General features: G+C 58.6%; 23 protein-coding genes. 6 read left to right on the top strand and 17 right to left on the bottom strand.

Annotated features, from left to right (window positions below; all coding sequences use genetic code 11):
- Positions 1-29 precede the first annotated feature (29 nt).
- From GR328_RS13035 to GR328_RS12990, 10 genes are all read right to left on the bottom strand, one after another.
- Positions 30-197 carry a hypothetical protein gene (locus tag GR328_RS13035; RefSeq protein WP_160884963.1) on the bottom strand — a complete coding sequence of 56 codons (168 nt, stop codon included), beginning with the start codon at positions 195-197 and terminating at the stop codon, positions 30-32.
- Between the two features lie 73 nt (positions 198-270).
- Positions 271-1,074, bottom strand: coding sequence for an ABC transporter permease (locus tag GR328_RS13030; RefSeq protein ID WP_160884962.1), 804 nt, complete (start codon positions 1,072-1,074; stop codon positions 271-273).
- Positions 1,071-1,787 (bottom strand): ABC transporter ATP-binding protein, encoded by a 717-nt coding sequence (locus tag GR328_RS13025; protein ID WP_160884961.1) that lies wholly within the window; start codon positions 1,785-1,787, stop codon positions 1,071-1,073. Before GR328_RS13025 ends, GR328_RS13030 begins: the two co-directional genes overlap by 4 nt.
- Positions 1,784-2,743 (bottom strand): PQQ-dependent catabolism-associated beta-propeller protein, encoded by a 960-nt coding sequence (locus tag GR328_RS13020; protein WP_160884960.1) that lies wholly within the window; start codon positions 2,741-2,743, stop codon positions 1,784-1,786. Before GR328_RS13020 ends, GR328_RS13025 begins: the two co-directional genes overlap by 4 nt.
- On the bottom strand, positions 2,731-3,903 hold the full coding sequence (locus GR328_RS13015) for an ABC transporter substrate-binding protein (RefSeq protein WP_160884959.1): 1,173 nt from the start codon (positions 3,901-3,903) through the stop codon (positions 2,731-2,733). Before GR328_RS13015 ends, GR328_RS13020 begins: the two co-directional genes overlap by 13 nt.
- Positions 3,900-4,547: an ABC transporter ATP-binding protein gene (locus GR328_RS13010; RefSeq protein ID WP_160884958.1), complete on the bottom strand. Its 648-nt coding sequence runs from the start codon at positions 4,545-4,547 to the stop codon at positions 3,900-3,902. The genes GR328_RS13015 and GR328_RS13010 overlap by 4 nt, the downstream gene beginning before the upstream one ends.
- Positions 4,544-5,275 (bottom strand): ABC transporter permease, encoded by a 732-nt coding sequence (locus GR328_RS13005; protein WP_160884957.1) that lies wholly within the window; start codon positions 5,273-5,275, stop codon positions 4,544-4,546. Before GR328_RS13005 ends, GR328_RS13010 begins: the two co-directional genes overlap by 4 nt.
- A 38-nt stretch (positions 5,276-5,313) precedes the next feature.
- The gene (locus tag GR328_RS13000) at positions 5,314-6,288 is read right to left on the bottom strand and encodes an ABC transporter substrate-binding protein (protein ID WP_160884956.1); all 975 of its coding nucleotides are present in this window, start codon (positions 6,286-6,288) and stop codon (positions 5,314-5,316) included.
- Between the two features lie 310 nt (positions 6,289-6,598).
- A complete protein-coding gene (locus tag GR328_RS12995) occupies positions 6,599-6,844 on the bottom strand; it encodes a hypothetical protein (protein ID WP_160884955.1) in 246 nt (81 codons plus the stop codon).
- Entirely contained in the window at positions 6,841-7,587 is a 747-nt protein-coding gene (locus tag GR328_RS12990) for a Crp/Fnr family transcriptional regulator (RefSeq protein WP_343039378.1), read from the bottom strand. Before GR328_RS12990 ends, GR328_RS12995 begins: the two co-directional genes overlap by 4 nt.
- A gap of 277 nt (positions 7,588-7,864) precedes the next feature.
- Between GR328_RS12990 and GR328_RS12985 the strand changes: the two genes are divergently transcribed.
- Positions 7,865-8,155 carry a hypothetical protein gene (locus GR328_RS12985; RefSeq protein WP_160884954.1) on the top strand — a complete coding sequence of 97 codons (291 nt, stop codon included), beginning with the start codon at positions 7,865-7,867 and terminating at the stop codon, positions 8,153-8,155.
- A gap of 286 nt (positions 8,156-8,441) precedes the next feature.
- The gene (locus GR328_RS12980) at positions 8,442-9,461 is read left to right on the top strand and encodes an SDR family NAD(P)-dependent oxidoreductase (RefSeq protein ID WP_205789958.1); all 1,020 of its coding nucleotides are present in this window, start codon (positions 8,442-8,444) and stop codon (positions 9,459-9,461) included.
- Between the two features lies 1 nt (position 9,462).
- Here GR328_RS12980 and GR328_RS12975 read toward each other — a convergent pair whose 3' ends face one another.
- The 4 genes from GR328_RS12975 to GR328_RS12960 all read right to left on the bottom strand — a co-directional run bounded on the left by GR328_RS12975 (position 9,463) and on the right by GR328_RS12960 (position 11,588).
- Positions 9,463-9,852, bottom strand: a complete 390-nt coding sequence (locus GR328_RS12975; RefSeq protein WP_160884952.1) for a response regulator — start codon at positions 9,850-9,852, stop codon at positions 9,463-9,465.
- Between the two features lie 511 nt (positions 9,853-10,363).
- Positions 10,364-10,915, bottom strand: a complete 552-nt coding sequence (locus GR328_RS12970) for a sigma-70 family RNA polymerase sigma factor (protein ID WP_160884951.1) — start codon at positions 10,913-10,915, stop codon at positions 10,364-10,366.
- Positions 10,905-11,144: a NepR family anti-sigma factor gene (locus GR328_RS28240; RefSeq protein ID WP_343039377.1), complete on the bottom strand. Its 240-nt coding sequence runs from the start codon at positions 11,142-11,144 to the stop codon at positions 10,905-10,907. Before GR328_RS28240 ends, GR328_RS12970 begins: the two co-directional genes overlap by 11 nt.
- Positions 11,145-11,333: 189 nt before the next feature.
- The gene (locus GR328_RS12960; protein WP_160884950.1) at positions 11,334-11,588 is read right to left on the bottom strand and encodes a DUF2934 domain-containing protein; all 255 of its coding nucleotides are present in this window, start codon (positions 11,586-11,588) and stop codon (positions 11,334-11,336) included.
- Positions 11,589-12,225: 637 nt separating this feature from the next.
- Here GR328_RS12960 and GR328_RS12955 point away from each other — a divergent pair.
- Positions 12,226-13,809 carry a DUF6351 family protein gene (locus GR328_RS12955; protein WP_160884949.1) on the top strand — a complete coding sequence of 528 codons (1,584 nt, stop codon included), beginning with the start codon at positions 12,226-12,228 and terminating at the stop codon, positions 13,807-13,809.
- A 354-nt stretch (positions 13,810-14,163) separates the two neighbouring features.
- On the opposite strand, the gene GR328_RS12950 is transcribed toward GR328_RS12955, so the two are convergent.
- Positions 14,164-16,359 (bottom strand): P-loop ATPase, Sll1717 family, encoded by a 2,196-nt coding sequence (locus tag GR328_RS12950; RefSeq protein WP_160884948.1) that lies wholly within the window; start codon positions 16,357-16,359, stop codon positions 14,164-14,166.
- A 549-nt stretch (positions 16,360-16,908) separates the two neighbouring features.
- A complete protein-coding gene (locus tag GR328_RS12945; RefSeq protein WP_160884947.1) occupies positions 16,909-17,148 on the bottom strand; it encodes a helix-turn-helix domain-containing protein in 240 nt (79 codons plus the stop codon).
- A 1,963-nt stretch (positions 17,149-19,111) separates the two neighbouring features.
- Here GR328_RS12945 and GR328_RS12940 point away from each other — a divergent pair.
- Positions 19,112-20,977, top strand: a complete 1,866-nt coding sequence (locus tag GR328_RS12940; RefSeq protein ID WP_160884946.1) for an AAA family ATPase — start codon at positions 19,112-19,114, stop codon at positions 20,975-20,977.
- 708 nt (positions 20,978-21,685) lie between these two features.
- Positions 21,686-22,414, top strand: coding sequence for a TnsA endonuclease N-terminal domain-containing protein (locus GR328_RS12935; protein ID WP_160884945.1), 729 nt, complete (start codon positions 21,686-21,688; stop codon positions 22,412-22,414).
- Positions 22,415-22,436: 22 nt separating this feature from the next.
- Here GR328_RS12935 and GR328_RS12930 read toward each other — a convergent pair whose 3' ends face one another.
- Entirely contained in the window at positions 22,437-22,673 is a 237-nt protein-coding gene (locus GR328_RS12930) for a hypothetical protein (protein WP_160884944.1), read from the bottom strand.
- A 384-nt stretch (positions 22,674-23,057) separates the two neighbouring features.
- Here GR328_RS12930 and GR328_RS12925 point away from each other — a divergent pair, with 384 nt between their 5' ends.
- On the top strand, positions 23,058-24,617 hold the full coding sequence (locus GR328_RS12925; RefSeq protein WP_160884943.1) for a Mu transposase C-terminal domain-containing protein: 1,560 nt from the start codon (positions 23,058-23,060) through the stop codon (positions 24,615-24,617).
- The last annotated feature ends 2 nt before the right edge of the window (positions 24,618-24,619 follow it).

Genomic DNA, 24,619 nt, shown 5'->3' with positions numbered 1-24,619 from the left:
AGTTGTGATTGCAGTCTGTGGGAACCGGATCAGCGCCAGTACTCCCGGATGGGGATGCCGTATTCATTGGAGGCATGGATAAGAATATAGGTTCCCACGGCAGCCAGAAGCCCGATCAGGACCAGCGTGACCAGAAATCCTGGATCGCGGAATATGCGGAAATCCTTTCGCAACGAGCTGCTGGGTGGCCCTGCCATGGCTGACTGCCGAAAATGGTTGTCCCTACGAGCCAACTGAGAACGGGTGCCCATGTTCCTCGGTCGGCAAAGATCATTCGGGTGCCCGCCTGGCCCAGAACCCCTGACCGGGATCATAGCCCCAGACCGCGAACCCGAAAAAAACGGCCGAGGCCAGAGCACAAATCGCAAAGGCCATTGGCTCGAACTGGAGATACAGCGCGAAGCGGATCAGCTCGACTGCATGGGAGAACGGATTGGCCCAGGCTATAGCTGCCAGTGTCGGACTGACCTCATCAAGCCGCCAGAGCGGATAGAGTGCCGTCGAGGCGAAGAACATAGGAAAGATCACGAAGTTCATCACGCCCGCAAAGTTTTCGAGCTGGCGGATGAAGGATGAGAGGGCAAGCCCGAAAGCTCCGAGCATAAGCCCGGAAAGGATGAGCGCCGGCAGAACTGCTCCATAGCCGAAAGCGGGCGGCCGGACATCCCAGAAGCGGGCGAGCAGCAGGAACAGATAGACGATGGGCAGCACCGTGACGGTGTTGGCGAGAAGCCGGGCTCCCAACAACCACCATCGCGGCAGGGGTGCGGTCAGGAGCACCCGCATTGATCCCATCTCCCGGTCGTAGACCATGGAGAGGGAATTCTGCATACCATGGAACAGCAGCATCATCCCGACTAGGCCTGGGACGATATAGACCTCGTAGAGGATGTAGGTCTCGTAGGGGGGGATGATCGACAGCCCCAGCACCGAGCGGAAGCCGACGGCGAAGATGCCGAGCCACACGAGCGGCCGCACGATGGCTGCAGCGAACCGCCCCTGCTGTCCGATAAAACGCAGCATTTCCCGACGCATGATGCCGGCAAGCGCGTGCATGGCGTAGCGCATCTTCATGATGCATGGCCTGTAAGGTTCAGGAATGCCGCCTCCAGGGTTCGGCCGGAGGCGAGCTCCCTTGCCTGCCCTGCCCAGCGCACCTGTCCCTTGTGCAGCACGAAGAGCTGATCGGCAGGATCCACCTCCTCCAGCATGTGGGTGGCCCAAAGCACGCTCAAGCCCTCGCTGCACAGAGACCGTACATGCTTGAGAAGCAGCTGCCGTCCGGCAACATCGAGACCGGCGGTCGCCTCGTCGACGATCAGGAACTTCGGCCGATGCAGAAGCGCCCGGGCGATTTCCACACGCCTGCGCATCCCACCCGAGAGGGATCGTACCTTGTCCCGGCTCCGGTCACCGACGCCGAGCCGATCTAGTTCCTCACCTGCACGCTCATTGGCCTCTCGACGGGACAGGCCGTGCAGGGAACCGTGATAGGCCATGTTCTGCTCGACGCTCATATCGAGATCGAGGGTCGGCATCTGGAAAACGACGCCGAGACTGGCCAAAGCGGGCAAAGGATTACGGCGGATCGAGTGATCGAAAATGCGGATGTCGCCCTGCTGCGCATTGTAGAGCCCTGTCACGAGGGAGACGAGGGTCGTCTTGCCGGCACCGTTGGGTCCGAGGAGAACAGTGAAGGATCCAGGCTCCACCGACAGGTTCACCTGTGACAGAGCCTGCCGGGCGCCGAAGCCGTGGCTCAGGTTGTCGATGACGAGAGCGGTCATGGCGCAACGACGAGCCCCCAGGGAGAGCGCCCCACGCCGATGGACTTCACCACCTCCTGGTTTTCGAGATCGATCACCGACACGTCGCTCGAATTGCCGTTCGCCGTGTAAAGGCGCTTGGCGTCCGGCGATAGCGCAATGTGCCAGACCCGCTGACCAACCAAATAGGTACGCAGCACCTTGAAGGTCTTGGCATCAACCTCGGCCACCCGGTTGGCGGGACCCAGCGCCACATAGGCGCGCGAACCGTCAGGCGTGAGCTGAACTCCGACCGCCTGGATGAGCTCGCGCGGAACGCCGGGCACCCCGAAGCCGATTGTCGCCATGGGCTCCCGCGTCTCGGAATCAAAGACCTCGACCGTACCCCGCAGCTCGGATGAGACCCAGATCTGCTTGCTGTCAGCCGAAACCTGCGCCACGCGAGGGCGGGTGCCCACCAGTACATTGTCGACGAGTTCGAGCGTCTCGGCATCGATCACATGCAGCATGCTCGTGGTCTCGGAGGTATTGACCACGAAGCGCCCATCGGGGCTCACGCCCATGCCTTCCGGCTCAACGCCTACCTCGACCTCGGTCACGATGCGCCGCTCGGGAATATCGAGAACGGACACGAGGTTGTCGTTCTCGTTCGCCACGAAGAGGCGGCGCCCGTCGGGATGGAGGACAAAGAGTTCCGGATCCTCTCCGGACGGCAGCGGGTCCTCCATCTTCCGGGTCTTCAGGTCCACCACGTCGATGCGGTTGTCATCTCCGACAGCTACATAGAGCTTCTGCTTGTCTGCGCTGAGGCCGATGCCACGCGGCCGCCGTCCGACCGGGATCGTGTCGATCAGCTTCGATGTCGCGCCGTCGATAACCGATACGGTATTATCTTGCTCATTTGAGACATAGACCGTCTCAGCCAAAGCGGCATGCGATGCGAACGCAAAAAGTGCAGCAAGGATTAAAACCTGCATCGGCTCTCCTCACGATCAGTGCCTAAGGTATCGAGTTCAGAGCCGCGATGCAGATATCCTGCCTGCGGCGAGACGGAGACGAGGAGGCGTGGTCCTGCAATCAAGATTGGCTGGCGCATCTGTCCGTCCCACGGGCGGAAGCTTTGCCCCTGCCCCTTAAAGCCTGAGAGTATAAAGTCTGGACCTCTCAAGTAGGCCATGATCGCGGAAGGATCGCTGCTGCGCGAACGGATCGCGGCCTCTCCGATGGCCCGCACGGCAGCCCAGGCGGCATAGTCGACTGCACCCATCCGGCGGCCAGCCAGCTTATCGAAACGGGCCTGCAACTGCGTGGCGCCCCACTGCTCCGATACGGCGCTCCACGCTGCTGTGATCAGTCCATGCGTCCCTGCCACGGGGCGGGGCAGCGCCGTACGTCCGGGCAGGTAATCGCCGAACTCGTTTGCCTCGTCGGCAATGACGAGCACGTCGTGATCCGCAACCTGAGTCAGGACCGGAATTTCGCTCTGCAGTGTCACATGGCCCGTGTCGGTGCGGGCGTGACCCGGCTTGAATGTCCAGTCCTTCTCCGCCACGATCTGGGCGCCGAACCGCTTTGCAGCCCGACGATAGGCTTCAGCCAGCAACTTATCCCCGGGGCGGCTTCCCGTCACCAGAAACCACCGTCGCCAGCGCTTCGCCATAAGGTACTGCGCCAAGGCATCCGCCAGCATGGCGCGGCTTGGAACGGTGTGCAGGACGTTCGCGCGGCAGGATTCGTTGCGCAGTTCGTCATCGGGCGCACGCGCATTGATGATCAGCATCTCGTGGGCCTTTTCATTCGACCCCGCGGCAAGCAGGGCCGGCGCGTCCAGATCGGTGACCACGAACCGAATACCTTCAGCTGCAAGCGTGCGGATCGTGTCCGCGGGATTGCCGTCTTTAGAGATGGTACGCTCCACCAGTACAAAGCGCTGTTTCGTGAACCTACCGGTGGTCGCATTGTCGGCGACCCCGAGGCGAGCACCCGCCAAGCCCTCGTCCGGGATCTCCCGATCAAGCGGCGAGACGGGCAGGATGGGATCGCGCTCCTGCGTGATGATCGCAACCCTGATCGCTGTGTCGTTGGCTAAGACAGGGACGGCCAAGAGCACTGAGAGAAGGACCAGCAAAGCTCTCATTCAGCCGCCTTTGCCTGTCGAATGGGCTGGTCATCGACAATTCGTGCCGGGGAGCCATCGAGAGTCATCACCCTCTGGGCGAGCGCGGCAGCTTCGTGCCAGTGATGGGTCACGAACAGCGTCGTCGGACGCAGCTTCTTCACATGCGTCGCCATGAGGTTCTGCATGTCTCGCGAAGTCTCGTCATCCAGAGAGGAGAACGGCTCATCCAGCAGGAGAAGTTTGGGCTGGACCGCCAGCGCTCGGGCAAGAGCCACCCGGCGCGCCATGCCCAATGAGAGGCGCTGAGGGTAGACATCCTCCGCCCCGGCAAGACCCACCTGCGCCAACCACTCCCCTGCTTTCCCGGGCTGCTCCGGAAGGACAAGCTCCAAATTCTGCCTCGCTGTTCGCCACGGCAGTAGTCGAGGCGATTGAAAGAGGTAGCCGACAGGCTGCGGCAGGTCCGTGATCACACCTTCGAACTCCCGGTCGAGTCCGGCTACGATTTGCAGGAGACTGGATTTGCCGATGCCTGAGGAACCGACGATGGCACAGACCTCGCCATCGGCCAGCTCGAAAGACAGATCTTCGAACAGCACGCGAGCCGGAGCCTCTCCTCGCCTGGGATAGACCTTCCGCTCGATCGAAACTCGCATCGTCATCGCCGCCACCGGCCTGCCCGGCGCTCGAGCGGCGCGAACAGCACAACTTCGATGATCAACACGCAGAGAACGAAAGCTGCCGCATACGCCATGACCCGCGGCACATCGAAGAGCTGAAAATAACTCTGCAACTGAAAACCGACGCCATTGGACCGTCCAAGGAGCTCCACCACGAGAACGATCTTCCAGATGAGCGCAAGGCCGTTGCGCGCGGCTGCCAGCAGATAGGGCGCCAATTGCGGGATGATCACCTCCCGCAGCGTTCGCCAGGGACCGAAGCGATAGATCTGCGCGACCTCCGCATAATCCCTCTCAAGCGCTCTCGCCCCTTCGCGGAGTGTGACAGCCACATTGGGGACCTTGTTGACGGCGACTGCCACGAGAAGCGCCGTTTCCACCAATCCGAGCCAGACATAGGTCAGGATGATGACGACAAGCGCTGGCACGTTGAGAAGAATGACGAGCCATGGGTTAATCCACCGGTCGAGCCAGGGCAGGCGACCAAGCGCAACACCGAGGACCGTGCCGATGGCCATGGCAATGATGAAGCTGATGCTGACCCGCGCCAGGGTGATGCTGAGATGATCGATCAAAGGCCCGTGCAGAGCCTCCCGCATCAGGCTCCGGAAGACGGTGAGCGGCCCCGGGAACAGACGGCTCTCGGCCCATCCTGAACCAACCTGCCACAGGCAGAGGAACAGCAGCACGGAGGCGATTCCCTGCCACATCTCCCTTCCTGCAACATCAGCCGCACGCATCGGCAGCCTCAATAGGACACGTGGGGCCAGAAGGTTTTCGCATCGAGGATTTTCGCCCGGCCGACAAAGTTGTCCCCTCCGATCTCGACCAGGATAGTATAAAGATTTCCTGCCGCCTGCCGCTCGGGCGCCGACCACCGATCCGGAATGCCTGCACGGAAGCCCGCCTGGATTGCACCGAGCACCGCTGGGTCGTCGCTTCCGATCTGAGGCGCGAGGCGGATCCACTCCTCCTTCGAGCCTGCAAGCAACGCCTTTGCCTCCCGTGAGGCGGCAGTGAAGCCTTGGAGAGCAGCGTCCTTGTCCTCGGCCCATTCCTCTCGGAACGCATAGCCGAGCATCGGCACTTCACCATTGATGCCGAGACGGCGGATCATGTCCGCAACGGTCAGGAGTGATTTGGCGCCGCCGGATTCAAGACGAGCGGCGTAGTGCCAATAGGTGAGAATGGCATCGATGCGTCCGCGGGCCAGCTCCTCGTTCAGGAGCGGCGGAGCCCCAAAGACGGGCTCGGCAACCCCTGCTAGATCGACACCCAGCTCCTTCTGGGCATAGGCCCGGAGAAGCAGCCAACTCTTGTCGAGCGGGCCGCCGGCAACCCCGATCCTCCTCCCCTTCAGATCCGCAAGGTTCCGGATGGCCGAGGCATGCGGGATCATCAACGTGCCCACAGCCTTTGAATAGGGCACGAAGCTGAAGGCTGCTCCCTCGCCTCTCTGCCGAGCGACCCAGGGCCAGTCGGTGACGATCATGTCCACGGCGCCCGCCTGCAAAGCTACCTTGGCTGCCTCGTTGGAGGCAAACTCCACCGGGACTACGGCAATGCCATGCCTGCGGTCCAATCCATGATGCCGGATGGTATCGATCTCCCAGGCGACAGTTCCGAACCTGAGCAGACCAATCCTGATAGCTTGATCCTCTTGAGCCGTAGCAGGCCCAAAGACGATCAGGGCCAGGATGAAATAGGCGACTTTCAGAAGCATGGCTAGATCCTGGCAAGCAATGGCCCGTGTCAACGGCCAAGCTTCCTCCTTGTTCCGCTCGCTTCGTTCCCGCTGCCGAGTTCCGGGTGTCTCAAGGATGCAAAGGAAGCTTCAATGTCGCCTCTGGGTCAGGAACCGAGACTCCGTGCGTTTTCGGAACGTCCGGTTCGATGAGGATTGCTGCCTTCGAGCTTAGGTCTCAGGCGTGCCAAATTGAGACCTTCCGAGCGTGGGGACTATCGCGTGCTATATCATCAATGGCTTACGGCGAAAATTTCGGGTAAGGCCGTTTATGGAACTGCCAAGCCGCCTAGCGCCGTCTGGCAAGGTGCTGGGCGATTGCTTCTTTGGCGGCATCCAGATCAGGGTATGTGGGCTGGCCCAGGCCTTCCAGCACACCGAACTTGGCCTCTAGGTACCAATGCCCGGCCAAGCCGTCATACTGGTTCGAGAGATGGGTCAGCACCGCTAGCAGCCGCTGCTCCTCATCGAGGACCAGCATACCTTCCTCGTCGAAGCCGGTCGCCACGCGGATGGGCTGAAGGGTGAGGCTCATGCGGCGGCCTGATCATTCTCCAGGTGCAGGTAGGTCGGGTCGAACTCGCCCACCTGCTTCAACCTCTCCCAATCGGGAATGGTCAGCCGTTCCCCTTTCAGCTCGATCAGGCCCTCGGCCCGCATCTGCTGGAGCACCCGGTTGACGTGAACCGTGGTGAAGCCGAGCGCATCGGCGAACTCGCTCTGGGTGATTGGCAGGTCGCAGGCATGGTCCTCGACTAGGCCCACCGCTTTGAGGCGCACCAGCAGCTCGCACAGCACATGGGCCATGCGACTCACGCCTTCCCGTCGGCCGACATTCGTCACCCACTCGCGGAAGATGGCCGCATCGATCAGGGTCTCGCGCCAGAAGGCACTCGTGATCCGGGGATAGCGGTTACAGAGGTCGCGTAGGTCGTCATGGGTGATGAACCCGACCCGGCACTGGCTGATGGTGGCCACGCTGTTGTCGAGCACCTTCAGGTGCAGGCTCTGGAGGTCGGGAATGTCACCGGGAATGTTGAAGGAGACGATCTGGCGCTTGCCGCCTGCCGTGATCTTGTAGACGCAGGTAAAGCCGCTCAGAAGCAGGCAGGACCGGGAGGGACGATCCCCCTCACGCACGATGTCCTGGTCGGCCTTGATGACCTGCACCTGCATCGGCAGCTTTTCAAGCGCCTGCCGCTCCTCGTCGGTCAGATCGAAGATGCTTTCCAGCTTAAGGATGAGCGGATTGTAGTCAGGATGAAAAGGTGCGGACACGATGGCGCTCCCTCGGTTGCAGGCGGGAGCACGTCGTATCTCTCAGGTATCAGCGCCCAAGATCAGTTGCTGACAATGAGCACACCATGGCACACAAGCGAATACCTGTCATTGGTGTATGTTAATCTCCAAGATTAACATCATCGGCGAGACGCACAATTTTAGGATTCATTTGAGATTTTTTATCAAAATACTTGTTTGACAGCTAGATAAAGCTATGTAAAGGGGCTGCAAGTAAGTTGCTTTATCAGATTAGATTTTTAGGGTGTCCGGCCACTTGGCACTGACCTTTCGCCCCAACATGAAGGCGAAGGCTATGCCCCTCGACATCTCATTCCAGCCCATGCGCGTGCTCATCGACGGCCATGACAGCGAGGGCACGCTTGTCCTTGCCGACAGCCAGCTCGCCGCCGTGTTCGTGCGCCTCGACGGGACACACCACGCCTCTGAGAACAAGGGGTGGTGGTACCTGGAAGCGGGTTTTGGCAAGTGCAACAGTCAGCACGCGCCCCTGTTCAAGACACCCGAAGAGGCTGGAGCCTGGGTCGAACAAACCCTGGCGCGTTAGGCTGCCTCACTTCGCAGTAGCCTCTACGGAACAGCGAGCGAGGCTCTATGCGTTGATGGACGTTGTTATCACCGCCTGAAGACCCAAGGTTCCAGTCCGTGTCATAAGCAGCCCGCTGTCCGTCTGCCACCCGCACTTGCCGCTGTCTTGCTGGTGAAGCTTGCCGTGGGACTCAAGTATCCTTTAGCGTTGGTGGCTCTGGGTGTCTGGCCGCGCGGTGAGTCGTGCCACAACACGATCGGCTGCCACAAGCCATGCATCGCTGCACGATGAGGGTCGAGCGGCCATGTTCCGACGAGAGACGCTTTTGGCAGTCCTGGCGATGGTGATACTAGGCGCTTCTTTAGGAGGATGCGCGGCCCCGTCACAGCTCATGCACCCCGAACGCCAGTGGTTGGTGGGCCGCACCTACGTAGTCACCGGCGCCTCCAGCGGGTTCGGTCGCGGTGTGGCCCTGAAGCTGGCCAGCCATGGCTCCAACGTTGTTCTTGCTGCCCGCCGAACTGAGGTTCTCAAGGAAGTTGCGGCCGAGGTCCGTGCCGCAGGCGGCACACCGCTGGTTGTGACCACAGACGTCAGCCAATCGAGGGATATGGATCGGCTCGCCAGGGCTGCGGTCGACCGGTTCGGTCGCATCGATGTGTGGATCAACAATGCAGGCGTTGGAGCAATTGGCCGGTTCGAGGACGTGCCGCTTCGGGATTACGACCGGGTGATCGACGTCAACCTCAAGGGTGTGGTCTATGGCAGCCACACGGCGATGCGACTGTTTCGCCAGCAGGGCTTCGGCACAATCGTCAACATCTCCTCAGTGGAGGGCGAGGTGCCGCTGGCCTATCAGGCAATCTACTCCGCCTCGAAACATGCCGTGAATGGTCTCGGTGCGGCTCTGAATCAGGAGATCCGGCTCAATCGCTTGGACAACATCAAGGTTGTCACGGTCATGCCCTGGGCCGCCGATACGCCGTTTTTCGAGCATACGGCGAACTATAGTGGGGGCACTCCACGCATGATCTTGATGGACGACCCCCAAAAGGTGGTCGACTCTATCGTTTGGTCCTCGATCCACCCGACCAAGGAGGTCGCGGTCGGGTGGAAGGCTCAGACGGCGGTCACGGCCCACCGGCTCCTGCCCGATCTGACCGAGCACGTCGCCGGGGATATCTACCACAGGGTCCAGATTGAGACGGCGCCTCCGGCTCCTCCGACATCAGGGACGTTGCACCAGCCAATGCGCTCCGGCACGACGGTGGAAGGCGGTGTCAGGGAAAGGATGAGACAGGAGGACCAGGGAAGAAGCCGATAAGTCACGAACCACAACGATCCGCAGCATCCTGGTGGCACGCTGCCGCTACTGCTTCAGCAAAGTCCTGCTGGCTGAAGGGCTTCTGGAGCGTCGGGCAGTCGCTGAACCTGTCGAGCAGTCCATCTGTGCCGTAGCCAGTTGCAAAGATCACTGGAATGCCGCGCTCGCGGATCACTTCGGCAATGGGATAGCTGAGGGTACCATTCAGGTTGAGGTCGAGAACCGCGACCTCGAACTCTGCCTTATGAGCAAGCTCAAGAGCATCAGCAAACTTGGCGACCGGACCTACGATCTCGGCGCCACAGTCCAGAACCATGTCCTCAAGCAACATGCTGATCATCGCTTCATCCTCCACAACGAGAATGTGGCGCTTACGCTCGCTGGTCGGCATGGACGGGCTTCCGGGGCTATAGATCACTGTGCCTCCTGATTTCTGATACTTAGGCGAGGCACAGTGGAGTTAACAGATTGTTAACTTTTATTCGGGCGGCTGACTTCAGGCATTAACCCATGTAACCGAGACTCGGCCTTTGCTGGCGGCTGTTCACAGCGAAACGGCCGAATAACAACGATCAACCCCTTCTATCCGGCGTCCCATGGGGAGCGAAATGGACGAGAGTTACTCCCGGACTGGCTTGATCTATGGCATGGCCTTGGTGCTGGCCATCGGCAAGGCCTGCACCCTGCTGATCTGGCGTACGCTTCCGAAGCCGAGACCAACCGCGCGGCAGGAACTGGTTGAAGCATGGCATCGCCGCAGAATACACATGCAGGTTGACGCGAAGGCTGCGTCAGCACCCCAAGATCCGCATCCTGTTGCCAATGACGGAACGGCCGAACCAGTCCGGCCGAGAACACGTTCAGGCCAAGCACCTCTGCTCCCGACCAAGCTCTTCACGAGACTACGAAGCTGAGTGGACGAACAGCGCCGCCTTGACCAGACGGTCAGGGCCAAGGTCCTCCTCAGCATCAAGGGCCAGGAGTTCCGCCAGGCGGGTGCGGGCCCGGTTGATGCGGCTCTTGATGGTGCCGAGGTTAGTGCCGCAGATCTGGGCCGCCTCCTCGTAGGACACGCCCTCGGCGCCCACCAGCAGCAGCGCCTCGCGCTGCTCCGCGCTGAGCTTGGCCAGAGCAGCCTGCATGTCGGTGAAGTCCAGCCGTGCCCCTTGCTCCGGCATGATCGCCAGCTTGCCGGCCAGCGCCCCTTCCGGGTCGTCCACCTCCCGGCGACTGCGGCGCATATCGGTGTAGAACTGGTTGCGCAGGATCGTGAAGAGCCAAGCCTGCATGCTCGTGCCAGCCTGGAACTTGTCCAGGTTCTCGAGCCCACGCAGAAGCGCCGCCTGCACGAGGTCGTCGGCGTAGGTCACGTTGCCGGTCAGCGAGATGGCAAAGGCGCGCAGGTGCGGAACGGCATCCAGCATCGCCTGGCGGACAGGATCCTCACTCGCCATCGTGGCTCTTCTTTTTCCCATCCAGTTGCTGAACGAGCTGCACGAAGCGATCCGGCACCGGCTCGCTCACAAGATGGGCGTAGAAGGCTTGTAGCTGCTCACCCAGGAAGGTCGCCACGTGGGGCGGCAGCATCGGCTCGGGACCGGGATCGCCGTGGACGTCGAAGATCTCCTCAAGCGGATCCGGCTGTTCGAGAAAGGTGCTGGTGTGGGGTTTGTTGGTCGACACGCTCGCTTCTCCAGACACGGGCAGGCTGCCCTCTGGCCATGTGGCGTGTGGAGGACGTCCTGGCTTTACGTCACCGGAGGCATGCTGCCATTAACCTGTGATAGTCGTATGTGGAGGCGCAGGACAGGCTGAGGCATGTCCTGCCACCTCAGGAGGATACGGTCAGGCTTTCCCTAGGCGTCCGATCGGCTATTCCGCAAACCGCTCGTCAGGGACTTCGCCAGAGGCAGCAGAGCTAGCTTCAGCCGCAGCGGCCGGGGGAGCATCTTCCACCGTCGCATCCGAGCGTTCCCGACCCTGATCATCAAGCTCCCGCTGCGCCCTGAACCAGTGGTCCTCAGGATTGCCGGTGCGGCCTTCCCTCTCCCAGATCTCGTAGGCGCGTTGGCGGATCTTCTCATCCTGGCTTGTGGCGATGGCTGCGGCAGACAGCGTGTCAGACATGATTGTCTCCCTTAGCTTCGACAGGAGATCAATGATCAAGCCGGGAAGAGGTTCATGCAAACGTCAGGAACGAGCATGGCCTGCCGGTGCTCTCGGTAGCAGCTTCGATGACTGTGCGCCTGGAGGACCTGGCGACGCACCGGCAATCCAAAGTCAGCTCAGGGTCTTGGTTGTGTAAAAACGCTAACGTGTCGCTCGCTAAAGCAATTCTATGTCTCGCGAGGCCGATTGGACCGGAGAATCCACAGCATACAAGGCTGATGTTGTACAAATAGTTCGTCGAGAGCGGACCCGTTCGTGTTTTGACACAGGCTGGGTCATTCTCTGCCGATCCCCTGCCCTTCGCGAATGTCCGGTGTTCCTCTCATCAGCGGACCCTCGTCCTACTTCAGCTCCGTGCCAACAGATCACTGTTAGGGGCTCCACTTGGATCGGCTTGGGGAAGATTTGAAACATCATTCGGATGGTCAAACCTCGCCGCTTCATGGGGTAGCGGTGTGATACCCAGCCAAATGTGCGGTTTGTCCAATCCATTGCGTATCTGATCCATTGAGAAGCATACGCGGCTCTCTACCCTCTTTCCTCCTGAACATGGACAAGCGGCAATGATGGCCGCAGCCAAGGGAGAGAAACGCGCATGAACGCCTTCGAACGCCCGCTTCTCGCGGCCGCTGTGCTTTGGGCTGGCATCATCCCGGTTCACGCAGAGAACGCCTCCAGCTTCACCGCGGCACCGCCCGATGCCCCATTTCGCTCCACGCCGATATCCCCGCAGGTGGCCTGCACGGCCATCGAGCGCTTGGTGCTTCCGGAGGTGTCCTTCCTCAAATCGAGATCTGTGGAGGCGACCGACCGGCACCCTGCCCACTGTCAGGTCACGGGCGTGATCCAGCCGGAGATCCAGTTCGAGATCACCCTTCCAGATGCCTGGAACCGGCGGCTCTACATGTTCGGCAATGGCGGCTATGCCGGCGAAAATCTGGCGGAAGCCAGCCGGCAGGACACCCGCAACGCCGCTCTGCGGCAGGGTTTTGCCGTGGTTCAGCAGAACAGCGGACACGATGCCCGGGCCCAACCGCTCGGCAGCTTTGCGGAGAACAACCTCGGCAAGCTCGTGGACTATGCTTCCCGCGGGGTCCACGTGACCGTCACCAGGGCCAAGGACCTCATCCAGGCCTACTATGATCGTCCCCCCTCCTACTCCTACTGGGAGGGCTGCTCTACCGGTGGGCGACAGGGTCTCATGTCGGCTCAGCGCTATCCGGGCGACTTCGACGGCATCCTCGCCGGCGCTCCCGTTCTCGATTTCACCGGAACCCAGCTCTGGGGCGTGTGGAACGCTCAGGCATTGGCAAAGGCGCCGATCTCCCTCCGGCAGCTTCCTGTGATCGCAAAGGCCGTGCTGGACAAGTGTGATGCCGTGGACGGTGCCAAGGACGGTCTGTTGGCCGACCCACGCCAATGCTCCTTCAACCCAGCTCAGGACCTGCCGCAATGCGCCGAAGGCCAGACCGGTGATCAGTGCTTCACCCAAGCCCAAGTCGAGACGCTCCAGACCATCTATGGTGGCGTGAAGAGCAAGGGCGAGGTCATCTTCCCGGGCCAGCTTCCGGGGGCGGAGCTTGCGGATGCCAGCGGCGCGAGTGGCTGGAAAGAGTGGATCGTCTCTGAGGGACCCAAGAGCCGTCAGCTGGCCTATGGCGAGAGCTTCCTGAAGTACTTTGCCAATATACCCGCCTCGCAGCCCAACCTGGATTGGAAGCAGTTCAACTTCGACAAGGATGTCGAGCCGATCTCCCGGATCCGGGAGATCCTTGATGCGAACAACCCGGATCTGTCCGAGTTCGAAAAGCGCGGTGGGCGTCTCATCACCTACTTCGGCTGGGCCGACCCTGCCCTGAACCCGATGATGGGGGTGAACTACTACGAGCGGGTCCGTCGGACGATGGGAGAGGACCGGACGAGCAACTTCTACCGGCTGTTTATGGTGCCTGGCATGTTCCATTGCCGCGGTGGCTTCGGCCCTGATCGCTTCGACGCCATGACGCCGCTCATCAACTGGGTCGAGAGCGGCAAAGCCCCTGAGTCCCTGCAGGCGCGGCAGGTGTCAAGCTCGCAGGTCGTGCGAACCCGCCCGCTATGCCCGTATCCGCAGGTGGCGACGTACTCTGGCACCGGGAACATCGACGAGGCTGCGAATTTCAGCTGCGCTCAACCATAGGAGAGCACAGCGCGTCCTAGGGCTTGTCTAAATCCCGCTAGGGCGCGATTACGGCCGACACCATTGAGATGCCCACGTACACCGCTGTTGGAGATCCAAACTGGATCCGAGCCACGGGTCCGTGTGCCTGCAGCAATGTCCGATAATCCCTACTTATCGGACATTGCCCGACCCAACCCTTAGTTTTCTAGCCTGACGAAGCATCGACCCGATACACTGGACGTCTCTGTTCCCCGTATACCTGCCAAATAGCCTCCTGGGGTCCGACTATGAACCTCAGGATCTTGTAGACAGCCAAAGATGTCTCTCATATCGCCATTGAGTAACCTCATCTGGACTGAGCAGATGGAAATCTCAAGTGCTAAGAGCTACGTGAAGTGCTGGGTTAACGACGTAAAGCGTCTCATCCTTCATCAGTCGGAGTTCTGCTTCCAATCGCCTAATGTTGTACTCGTAATCGTAGATGAATTTCTCCCTGGCGTCCTTGGTCACGATTCCGAGCACGCCATACCAGAGCATTAAACGGAAGGCCGTTTCTTGCTCGGCGACCTCTACTCCAGCCTCCTTGAAGCGGTTGATTACCTCTTCTTTCGTCAGGTGTTTTGCCACACCGACGAGCGAATAGAGAATGTCGGCTGATAAGCCTGAGACGTCTCGAATCTCATAACCAAAATCCTCGACTAGGTAGAGCGAGTGCTGGCGCACAGCATCTACGCAATCGTCCTCCTCAACTCGCAGGTGCCCACGGTTGATGCCATTCGCAACCGCGTTTTCGATTATATTGATCAGAAAACGTGGTCTCATCAGACAGTGGTCGACGAAATAGTCGAATGACTCCCGCGCACCGACATTTGGCACAAAAAGTCGGGTCCAGACTTGTTCAAAGGTCGAGGTGTGATCTTTCAGTGATGCTTGAAGACGACGAAAAATAACCTGCCGAAGTTTAGCACGATCCGTCCAGTCGATCCGAAGCTGACCAGCCTTACCCCGATCCGGTGTGTTTTCGACGAGCAACTCATAAATGTCGTTGCGAAGAAAGACGACTGACATGAAGTCACGCTCTGCCACGTTGAAGTCGCGGCGGATCTTATCGAGCACCTCGATTAGTAAGCGTACAAGTCGAACATCAAAGGGATGAACACCGTTCGCCGGCCAACCTTTATCGATGTTATCGAACAACAGGATCATCTGAGTCCGACTGTTAGTGTGCTTATGGATCAGCTGCCTGATCTGAGAAATCCCAACTCGAAATACGATGTTGGTCAGCCGTTCTGGCGACAACTTTTCACGTGCTGCGTTAGCCTGTTCAATCTCTTGGAGGATGAAAGTTCCAAGGCGATTGATCCGAGAAGTGAAGTCGCCACTATCCGCTACGCCGGTCTCCTCAAGTAGGTCGCCAATCTCGCGCGCAACGCTAAGTGCCCGGCTATCAAACTTCGACCGGTGATCAGCCTCTCGCTTAATAGTCAATAAGATTTCTGAAAGAATAACAAAATACCAGAACGCCGCTAGCGTATGATCAAATACACCTGAATCAACAATCTTGAGCAGCTCTTCGCGAAACAAGCTCAACTGATGGGACTCGGGCTTCAAATCTGTGACAATAGAGTCTCGCTCCTGACGGAAACTGTCGCGGACACGAAAGAATATTGCCGTTTTCCCAGATCCCTTTCGCCCAGCAACTACATTGATTTCCCCTCGTAGAGTTCTAAGGTACTCGGCGGTCTCAACGAAATACTCTTCGAGAGTACGAAACTCGTTTTCTGCCGCAGACGCGCCGAGCGTGAGCCGCTGCAACGCACTCTTTGCTGCCTTACCACCGACAGCATTGAGAGACTGGCTCGCTAATAGCGAGTTTCGCGCGAAGTCACGCACAAGCTCGTCGATTTGAGCCTCGTCCCGAACCGCTTTGATTACTTCGCGATAGTCCGTGGGTCCCACTTGCTCCTGCGAGAGCATACGAAGCAGTAACGTTTGGCGGCCCAAACCGTGACCAAGTCCAGCAAGAAAGGCAGCTCTTAAATTGTGGCGATCTGCGTCGTCGACATGCTGCCCAAGGATTGGGATAATGATACCTGACGATGCTGTAGTCTCCGCTATCATCGCAACACTTGAGAAGCGAGGAACCTCGACGGGATCAAAGCTACGATAAAAAACCTTCGACGCTTTGACAGCAGAAACAATTGCATTTCTGAAATCAGTCTTGCGGAATGAATCCAGTAGGAAGAGCGGTTGCTGGTGATTGACTGGCTTCGAATAAAGTTCCGAAAGACTTGAGGATGGAAGGTCTACAATCAGCTGCGCTAGTTGGTTTGAGTTTTCATAAGTCTTGTAGCCGATGTTATCAAATAGACCGTCGCGCTGCAGGTCAGTAACCGCATTCGCAAATGAGGCATTCACAACCGGTGCGACTGCTTTTCCTTTCCCGATCGCAAAACCAGCCTCATAGTAAACATTCAAGTTTGGACGGGTCACATCACAAATGACAACGTCTGCTCCCTCGATGCTCGCCCGCACTTGGTCTGGAATGTTGGCCCCGAATATCTCCATCTGAGGCCAAGTCTGTAAGTCTAGCTGATCAGGACCTTCCCGAAGGACTTTGGAGGCAGAGTTGATCGAGCTGACTAGATCCTCAGGCTGCCCCGGATACGCAAAGAATGCTCTTCGGACTCTCGCCACAGTACGCCACCCCTACTTTATATAGTTTACTGCATCATGTTCTTGGAACGGTATCGCTCACATTCTAGGCGGGCAAGCAATCTAACCAGCCTTCCCCAGGGCATACATTGCCAAATATGACGCCCGGAACCCGTCTCGATTGAGCAAAAGCTAGATATGGGAGCGTCTCGAAATTATATCTGGCGATGACGGATTGACGCACCGATTCGGTTAGTGGTGGGGAAGGATTGTTGTATCAGCGTTGTATCACTTGGATCCGCTCGTGCAGACTACCGCTAATCCAACCTCTCCAAGCGCCTGAATTCACAAGAGAAAAATTGGAGCGGGCGATGGGAATCGAACCCACGACATTCAGCTTGGGAAGCCGATTTCGTTTGCCTGCCCTCTTTAGAAGCCAACGGTTCCTCTATGCATCGTTGATTAGGAGCCAGCGGGCGGTCGTATAAGCACGCCATACGCGCCTCCCTCGTGCTCAAGAAACTGAATTCCACCCTTCTGCAACGCTGCAACAACACGATTCACGGTTGCGTCGTAGGTGGGAACCTTGCCCGACTCGAGTGTGGTCAGAGTACGCCTATGTATGTCGGCCCGCTCGCATAATTCGTCTTGCGACCAGCCGAGTAAGGCGCGGGCTGCCTTTATTTGGGCTGCATTAACCATATTCCGAGGCTCTTCTTGACGGCGTCATGCTTGCTCGTTTTGAGTAAGTATCAGCGAGCGATCAGCTTTAGCGGATTGAGTCGCTGACAGGGACTATAACAAAGGATTGTCTTCCGGCCGAAAGGATCGGGATGCAATTCCATCGGCTCCATTTGTGAATGCGAGCCCACTCCTTCGTTTCGTCGAAGGCACGCACGTCCCGGAGCGGAGCCTCCGCCGAGACGTGGCGCACTCCCAACCTCTCATCACAGCTAATCAGGCTGGGACATAGTCCTGGCAAAAGGATGCTTACTCATGCGTGCAGCCAAGCCACGTCTAAAGAGCCCAACACTTCCTTCTCCGGATGCCGCAGGCCGGCGTCGTGCGACCGAACTCCTAAATAGAGCCACCGACCTGCGACGGCTTGCAGTAGCCTTCCCGGGGATGCGGATCATCGGCCCCGATCCGCTCGTTGAGAATCTTGAGAAACTCTGCGGGCTTGCAGATGCTGGCCTCGTGATACTGCGTGTTCGCCTTCGCCAGAATTCCTTTACGGTCGTCGCGGCAAGCCCACGAGCGTGGCGCGCTCCTGGCGAAAAGGCACGATTACATGTCTTGAAACGCGCTGCAGAGCATGCTGGACACCGCATACTACTTATCCCACCGAGGTCTATTACCCGCCAACCGCGCCTCGACAACTCCCGCTGGATTGCTTCGTGCGCTGGAGTTCGGGTTATGCCCGAGGAGCGTTCAGCTATTGCTACGTACCTTTATTCGGCACCCTACTCTTCCCTAACGGAAGTTGCATCACGCTTGCGGCGGCGAGACGCTGCGTCAGCGATCCTAAGTCTCGTGGCCGCGGGAGACCTCGAGCTTGATCTGAATCGGCCGATCAGACCGACGTCTCAGCTCAAATTGACCCGTCATCCCCCACCCGCTTCACCGCGCGAAGTGTCAGCCACCCGTGCATTTCGCTGATGCCCAGAGGCAACAAGGCTGGATCATAAAAATGGCGGACAATCCCCAACTATCCTGCAGGTCCATCATCTCTATCGAAGATGGTACATCAGTGGTCCAGACTGCCTCGCTGAGGCAGTCTGATGACGTAAGGGAACCTCAATGTCCTCTCACGTGGTGGCGGCTCGTGTCACCACGTGAGTTCATGTCCAAAGACGCAACCGACCGTCTTCGGACCGCCGTTATAGAAGCCAGTCGATGGTTCCCCTCCCCAATCGATGACCCTGCAATGGCCCTTGGCAGCGCAATCGCCGTGATCTGGGGCCGGACTAGCGTATCAATGGAAGAGTTGGACGCTCACATGTCGCGGGTCACCTCCTGCGCACTAGCTGGCGACCGAGCATGCGCTTGGTTTATTGCATCTGTGCTTGATCGGCATCTTCCAGCGACCAGATCCGCCGAGACGAATACCCCGTCTCAGACACTAAAAGATGCATGGAAAGCATTCGCCACCCGTTAACGGCCGTCCCATGACAGGGTGCAGCAAGCCGCCACCTCCTCTCAATTGTTAACTCCGCGTCCAAGATCACATGGCGAGCGTATCCCTTTACAGCCAGATCGCTGATCGGTGCCCCCCAGAAATCCAGTTTGCGAGCCTCCCATGAAACATAAACGCCAGCTGCAATCCGAGATATCACCCGTGCCTCTAGCTCCTACTTCTTCGCCCTGTCGAACAAATGCTCTTGGGCCACTCGCGCGTCAGGAGTATCGCAAGCTCGTTAGAGAAGCAGATGTATTCCGCCGTCGTCTTGCCTCCGAAGCAGCCGAGGGAGGTACTCACCAAAAGGAGCCAAGGGCAAAAGAGACTGGCAAAGCTACAACTCACCGCGGGCGACGTGCGCATACGAAGCGTGCAGCTGAACTATTGATCGACGACCTCCAAGGTGAGGCAGATGCTAACATTCGGCCACTTGCTGCTGCACCACGGCCGGACAGAACTGCCCTTCGGCTAATGTTCGCACGGGTCTTGGATAGTGCCCCTAGTCTCCGGAATGAGATTGAAGCGGGCGGCGCTCCGGTCGTACTTGTCACGGCGAACGACATTGGTGCGTTGGAGGGCCTCGCGACAATATGGGATAAAGTGCTACTGCCGCCCGGCTATTTGATAGTGCCTGGGTGGGGTCTGAAGGACGTGTACCACGGTAAGCGGACTGTCATCTCGTATATCGCGACCTCTCCAAACAAGCCTGCAGACCTACAGGCCTATAGAAAAAGCGTTCGGATCGCTGCACAACTTGCCATCCCAGTCGTTGCAATCGCACCACAGGTTCAGAGTTACCTTCCTGAAGAATTAGGAAGAATCACAACATATAGACTTTCGATCCCCCCTCTGGATTTGGCAACGATCACCCGAACGATCCGGATCGTCACTGGAAAACCGTGTGCGCAACCGCTGCGCTCTGATCTAGCGGCAGGGATGTCGGTAGAGGATCTCGCCCTGTATGTGCGTTATGACAGATCTCCGGACGAGTGCCTGAGACTCTTGCAGAGTGCAGCAGAAACGCGACAGCAGAATAGGGCATCTCGCGACTTAGCACTTGATGAATTGCACGGGCTTGATGAGGCCGTTGCTTGGGCGCGGTCGACGCTCACCGATCTACAGCTGTATCGGGAAGGTCGTCTAGCCTGGCAGGAAATTGATCATGGCGTTGTCTTAAATGGACCAACCGGAACTGGAAAAACGCTGTTTGCACAGGTCTTTGCGAGCGAGGCCGGTCTACCGATTATCACAGGATCTCTTGCGAAATGGCAGTCCGCCGACGAGGGGCACCTCGGACATCTCCTAAGGGCTATGAGGCAAGATTTTGCTCAGGCTCGAAGTAATGCCCCCTGCGTAGTATTCATAGATGAGGTCGACGCCTTCGCGTCCAGAGATGAACTCACTCATAGTCACCGTGATTACGCGGTCCAAGTTGTGAATGGATTTCTGGAGCTTTTGGACGGTATAGCCGGTCGAGAAGGGCTAATCTTTATCGCAGCATCGAACAATGTTGCTCGCTGTGAGCCCGCAGTACTTCGCGCAGGACGCCTAAACCGGATTATTCAGGTCTCACTGCCCTCTCCGGCGGACTTGGAGAAGATGTTTCGGGTTCGGCTGCGGGCAGATCTCAGCAATGTAGACCTGAGCGGCATAGCAACTCTGGCACAGGGCTTTGCTGGAGCCGATGTCGAGAGGGCAGTTAAGGATGCACGCCGCATCGCACGGCAATCCCAACGCTCGATGAACTTGGACGATCTTATTCGGGCAGTCGGCGGAGAGCCCGCCGTTCGTTCGGAGCATGAGCTCTGGCGAATTGCCGTCCATGAGGCAGGGCACAGGGTCATCATGGCTCTCCATGGCAGCGCTGACAGAATTAAAGTTGCCATCCATCAAAACGGGACAGCTGCTGGCCGCTCTCTCCGCGATGATCTTGCGTGCCTGCACACCTATTCAGAGTGGAAGGAAGTGCTTTTGGAGATCCTAGCGGGGCGAGCTGCTGAAGAGGTTCTGTTGGGATCTCCGGGCGTTGGGTCCGGAGGGGGACCAGCTTCTGATCTCGCCTTAGCGACAAGGATAGCTGCCGCGCTTGCCGGATCTTTCGGCTTGAGTGGCCCTCATCCCCTCGTCCACATCGCGCTGCCGGACGCTACCGAGGAAATTTTATCTCAGCCATACATGCGAACAGCCATATCGACTGAGCTCGAAAGCGCCTACCAAGGTGCCTTGGATCTCATTCGACAGCACAGGGACGCGACGATGCAAGTTGCTCGCAGTCTGATGGTGAATGGGCACGTATCTGGAAGCGAAATTAGCCGCATCATTCAGTCGATCCGGAACAACAGGCTCAATTGACGCGAGTTATCTCGGAGCACTCATTTTCGTGGCTGTCAAAGAAACCTGGCGCACCTTACGTAGCGTCACATTCAACAATCACGTTCTTGTATTCGGGCCCGCATCAAAAACAGTATCGCGAACAACTTTAGAATAACCCCAATTACTTGCGATCAACCCTCCTAAGTTGAGGGTATTCCTCACCTTCAAAGTGATGATTTGCTCGGATAAATCGAGCTACAAGCGAACGATGACGAATCCAAAACATTGCAGATGAAACTTTGATCTTGCGTCAAGAGGATAAATTTTTTGGCTATGGCTTGATCGAAACGCCATCTGCCCTGACCCTCGAATCAGTTGTTGGATTCGTGCCAACAGCCCAACGAAGGAGGCGCCATCACAAAGCAGGTTAAAACTTAAAATTGGAAGCGCACGTCTCTAAGGACGTGCACTTCGGGATTGCGATGAACGTACGCCGAGGCCTAGGAAACTTCACGTACGACCGAGCTCTGGTAAGAGCTACATAGAGACTTGCATGCTGTGTCCGACAGGACAAGCGATTTCTCTATTTCATAGAACGCATCCCACTCACAACCACATCGCCCAATTGGCCGTCGCTCTCTGAGCGCGGTTGGTCGAGCTGTGCCTCGACCTGGCCAAATTGGATTCACGCATGCCCAACGCCTCTGCTCCAGAGCGCGAACGGGCAGCCATGTCTAAGGAAGTGACATGAATAGTAACAATGCTCGAGCCCCGGAACAAGCAACGGCTCAAGATAGCCGAGAGAAAGTTTGGATTCAGCCGTATGCCTCGAAGGCAAGCCGCAGGCCTGCACTCAAGTCGACGACCTCCGTCAGAGGTGCGCTCGTTAACCCGGCCACCAATCGGGAGATTGTCTACGAAAGCACGCTGGAGCGCGACCTCGCCTATATCCTCCTCGCCGATCCCTCCGTTGAGGATATTCATGATCAGCCGGAGGCCGTGAGCTACATCGATAGCGACGGCGTCGTTAGGGAGCATACTTTCGACTTTGTTGCGCATCGTACCGATGGCACCCGCACCGCGGTCGCCGTGAAGCCGGCAACGAAGCTGGTGTCGAGCGGTATTGCGGAAACCCTGGACCTTATCCGCGCTCAATGCCCGCCGTCATTCGCTGACCACTTTGCGGTTCGCACCGGCGATCACATCACCCGTGATCGCGCAGCCGATGCCCGCCTTATCCTGAAGTCCCGCCGTATGTCCAACGTCAGCGCTATCGCGGAGGTCAAGGAGATCGCATCCACGTTGCGCGGTGCCGTCAGGATCAGCGACCTGCTCTCGGTCTCCCGCAATGACGGTCACGGCTTCATGGCCGTGGTGAGACTAATCGGCGATGGCCTGCTCGAGCACGTCAGCCCGGGGCGCATCTCCTACGACAGCGCCGTCCGATCTACCCGCAAGTTCAATCCCAATCGCTGATTAAGAGAGCATTATGACCACTTCATACCTCCCTGAGGCTCCGAAGGGCCTCCCCGTTCCCCTCACTCCTCGCTATCGCCTGGAGCCCCACGCCCGATATGTTATCGATGGCGTCCTGGAACTCGTTGCCAAATCCAGCGACGATCTCGGCCACGTCCTGCGTCGTCTCGACAATCTCAATTTGTGCGAATCGTTCACGCACGAGCAGTTCGAGGAGCTTCGGCGTGAAGGCCGCTTGAACATCATCCGAGACTATCATAGCGCCTCCGCGGCGGCTCTGCGCCTGGAGGGGTCGGAATATCTGATCTCGGAACTCAGCCCTAAGCGCAGGGAGAGGCTTCTCGCTCGCAAGGACATCGTAGATGCTTTCCTGCGGGAGGAGAATGCAGACAGGGCTACTCGGTCTGACGCATCTATGAGGGCTTTCATCAAAGCTTACGTGCTTAAGCTCGTGGACCAAGCGCTAAGCGACGGCCGCTGCGGCCAAGACGACATCTTTGTCAAGCGCCCGCCGAGCCCGACAGCATTGAGAAAGTGGGTCCGCAAGTACGAGGCTTGTAGCTTTGACGCGATGGCTTTGCGGGATGGCTACGGCCGCAGTGGCAATCGTGCGCCTAGGCTAGAGAGCGAGGAGCGGGCGCTGATGCATGAGATTGCTCAGCGCTATGCGAGCCGCCTCAAACCGACCAAAGCGTCCCTCTACATCGAGCTCGTCGATGCAATCAGGATTAAGAACCTGGAGCGCCGCAAAACCGGAGAGCGCCTTCTGAAGAAGCCAAGCCGGTCGGCGTTTGAGCGGGTTCTAGCGAGTCTTGATCCCTTCTTCGTCTACGCCGGACGTGAGGGTGAGGCAGCAGCGCGCAAGAAGTTCTTCATCGTGCGCGGTGGCCTGGATGTGTCGCGTCCGCTCGAGCGGGTCGAGATGGATGACTGGCTAATTCCGCTCCAGGTCATCCTTGAGGACGCAGGTGTTTGGGCATCGCTCTCTCCAGAGCTCAAGGCAGCGGTTAATCGCAAACGTCTGTGGCTCGCAGTGGCCATCGATGCCTATACGCGGTGTGTTCTCGCGGCACGTATAATCGACGCATCTTCATCTGCGGCAGCTGTCGCGACCATCGAGATGGCTGTGAACGACAAGTCTCGCTATGCCGTCGCAGCGGGATGCCAGACGCCGTGGGACTATTATGGCTGCATGGAGACGCTTAGCACGGATAATGCCACCGTTTACACGGCTCACGAAACCCGTGCGGCAGTCACGGACCTTGGTGCTGAGATCCTTTTCCCGCCTGCGGGCACTCCGCAGAACCGGGCACGGGTCGAGCGCCTGTTCAGGACGATCCACGATCAACTCATAGCGCTTTTCCACGGTCGTAGCTTCGAAAACGTCACCGCGAAGGGCGACTACAACTCTGAGGTCAATGCCATATTCGTTCCAGAGGAGCTGGGACACGTAATCGTGCGTTGGTTGGTTGACGTGTACCACAACACACCGCACGAAGGATTAGGCGGGGAGACTCCGCGGAATTGCTGGATCCGGACAACCCGCCTGCATCCTGTTCTGCCTCCGCCGGACGCGGCTGTAAGTCGCCATATCTTTGGCATCACAGTTGAACGCCGGATTACGAATTCTGGCGTGCGGATACTCGGCCTCCACTATCAGAGCGAGGAGCTCCAGCGCTTGCGTCGGGTTGCCCGGCAGAAACCCGTACTCGTGCGCATCGACGAGGGCGACCTCGGCTACGTGTCCGTCCGAACCAAGGAGGGCTGGCTGACCGTGCGCTGCATGCGGTCGGGCTTCGACGGTGTCTCGATGGGGCGGTGGATTGCGACGGAGCGCGCTCTCCGCCGGGAGCACGCCAACATGGCAAGGCTCTCCGAAGATGTCGTGTTCCAAGCGCTTAGCGAGATCAAGGTGATCGCTGATGCTGCCACGAAGCGCGCTGGCATTGCCTCTCCGATCATCACCTCCGCTGATGTCGACCGTCTCGAACGGAACGTGTTCCGGACATTCGCCTTCGATCGTGGCGTGGAGGACGGCCCGGCTGTCCTCGAGTCCCTCAACGCTGTGATTGAGGACGAGGCAGGCACGCTGTCTGGCGCTGACCGTTACGGCGCTCAGATAGGCAGTCACGAAAGCACCGCACCCGAGGGCCCCTCGGGCGCTGACGGTATGGGCGAGGATAACTACGGGATGGAGGACTGAAT

Source organism: Microvirga makkahensis, assembly GCF_009830105.1.
GTDB lineage: Bacteria > Pseudomonadota > Alphaproteobacteria > Rhizobiales > Beijerinckiaceae > Microvirga > Microvirga makkahensis.
The sequence above is the reverse complement of the archived record's forward strand: the minus strand, read 5'-3'. Positions and strand labels throughout refer to the sequence as shown.

What these genes read in the sequence shown, in the direction of transcription:
- GR328_RS13035 (WP_160884963.1), bottom strand. Translation starts at nt 197, where the DNA reads ATGGCAGGGCCACCCAGCAGCTCGTTGCGAAAGGATTTCCGCATATTC.
- GR328_RS13030 (WP_160884962.1), bottom strand. Translation starts at nt 1,074, where the DNA reads ATGAAGATGCGCTACGCCATGCACGCGCTTGCCGGCATCATGCGTCGG.
- GR328_RS13025 (WP_160884961.1), bottom strand. Translation starts at nt 1,787, where the DNA reads ATGACCGCTCTCGTCATCGACAACCTGAGCCACGGCTTCGGCGCCCGG.
- GR328_RS13020 (WP_160884960.1), bottom strand. Translation starts at nt 2,743, where the DNA reads ATGCAGGTTTTAATCCTTGCTGCACTTTTTGCGTTCGCATCGCATGCC.
- GR328_RS13015 (WP_160884959.1), bottom strand. Translation starts at nt 3,903, where the DNA reads ATGAGAGCTTTGCTGGTCCTTCTCTCAGTGCTCTTGGCCGTCCCTGTC.
- GR328_RS13010 (WP_160884958.1), bottom strand. Translation starts at nt 4,547, where the DNA reads ATGACGATGCGAGTTTCGATCGAGCGGAAGGTCTATCCCAGGCGAGGA.
- GR328_RS13005 (WP_160884957.1), bottom strand. Translation starts at nt 5,275, where the DNA reads ATGTGGCAGGGAATCGCCTCCGTGCTGCTGTTCCTCTGCCTGTGGCAG.
- GR328_RS13000 (WP_160884956.1), bottom strand. Translation starts at nt 6,288, where the DNA reads ATGCTTCTGAAAGTCGCCTATTTCATCCTGGCCCTGATCGTCTTTGGG.
- GR328_RS12995 (WP_160884955.1), bottom strand. Translation starts at nt 6,844, where the DNA reads ATGAGCCTCACCCTTCAGCCCATCCGCGTGGCGACCGGCTTCGACGAG.
- GR328_RS12980 (WP_205789958.1), top strand. Translation starts at nt 8,442, where the DNA reads ATGTTCCGACGAGAGACGCTTTTGGCAGTCCTGGCGATGGTGATACTA.
- GR328_RS12975 (WP_160884952.1), bottom strand. Translation starts at nt 9,852, where the DNA reads ATGCCGACCAGCGAGCGTAAGCGCCACATTCTCGTTGTGGAGGATGAA.
- GR328_RS12970 (WP_160884951.1), bottom strand. Translation starts at nt 10,915, where the DNA reads ATGGCGAGTGAGGATCCTGTCCGCCAGGCGATGCTGGATGCCGTTCCG.
- GR328_RS12960 (WP_160884950.1), bottom strand. Translation starts at nt 11,588, where the DNA reads ATGTCTGACACGCTGTCTGCCGCAGCCATCGCCACAAGCCAGGATGAG.
- GR328_RS12955 (WP_160884949.1), top strand. Translation starts at nt 12,226, where the DNA reads ATGAACGCCTTCGAACGCCCGCTTCTCGCGGCCGCTGTGCTTTGGGCT.
- GR328_RS12950 (WP_160884948.1), bottom strand. Translation starts at nt 16,359, where the DNA reads ATGGAGATATTCGGGGCCAACATTCCAGACCAAGTGCGGGCGAGCATC.
- GR328_RS12945 (WP_160884947.1), bottom strand. Translation starts at nt 17,148, where the DNA reads ATGGTTAATGCAGCCCAAATAAAGGCAGCCCGCGCCTTACTCGGCTGG.
- GR328_RS12935 (WP_160884945.1), top strand. Translation starts at nt 21,686, where the DNA reads ATGAATAGTAACAATGCTCGAGCCCCGGAACAAGCAACGGCTCAAGAT.
- GR328_RS12930 (WP_160884944.1), bottom strand. Translation starts at nt 22,673, where the DNA reads ATGATAGTCTCGGATGATGTTCAAGCGGCCTTCACGCCGAAGCTCCTC.
- GR328_RS12925 (WP_160884943.1), top strand. Translation starts at nt 23,058, where the DNA reads ATGCATGAGATTGCTCAGCGCTATGCGAGCCGCCTCAAACCGACCAAA.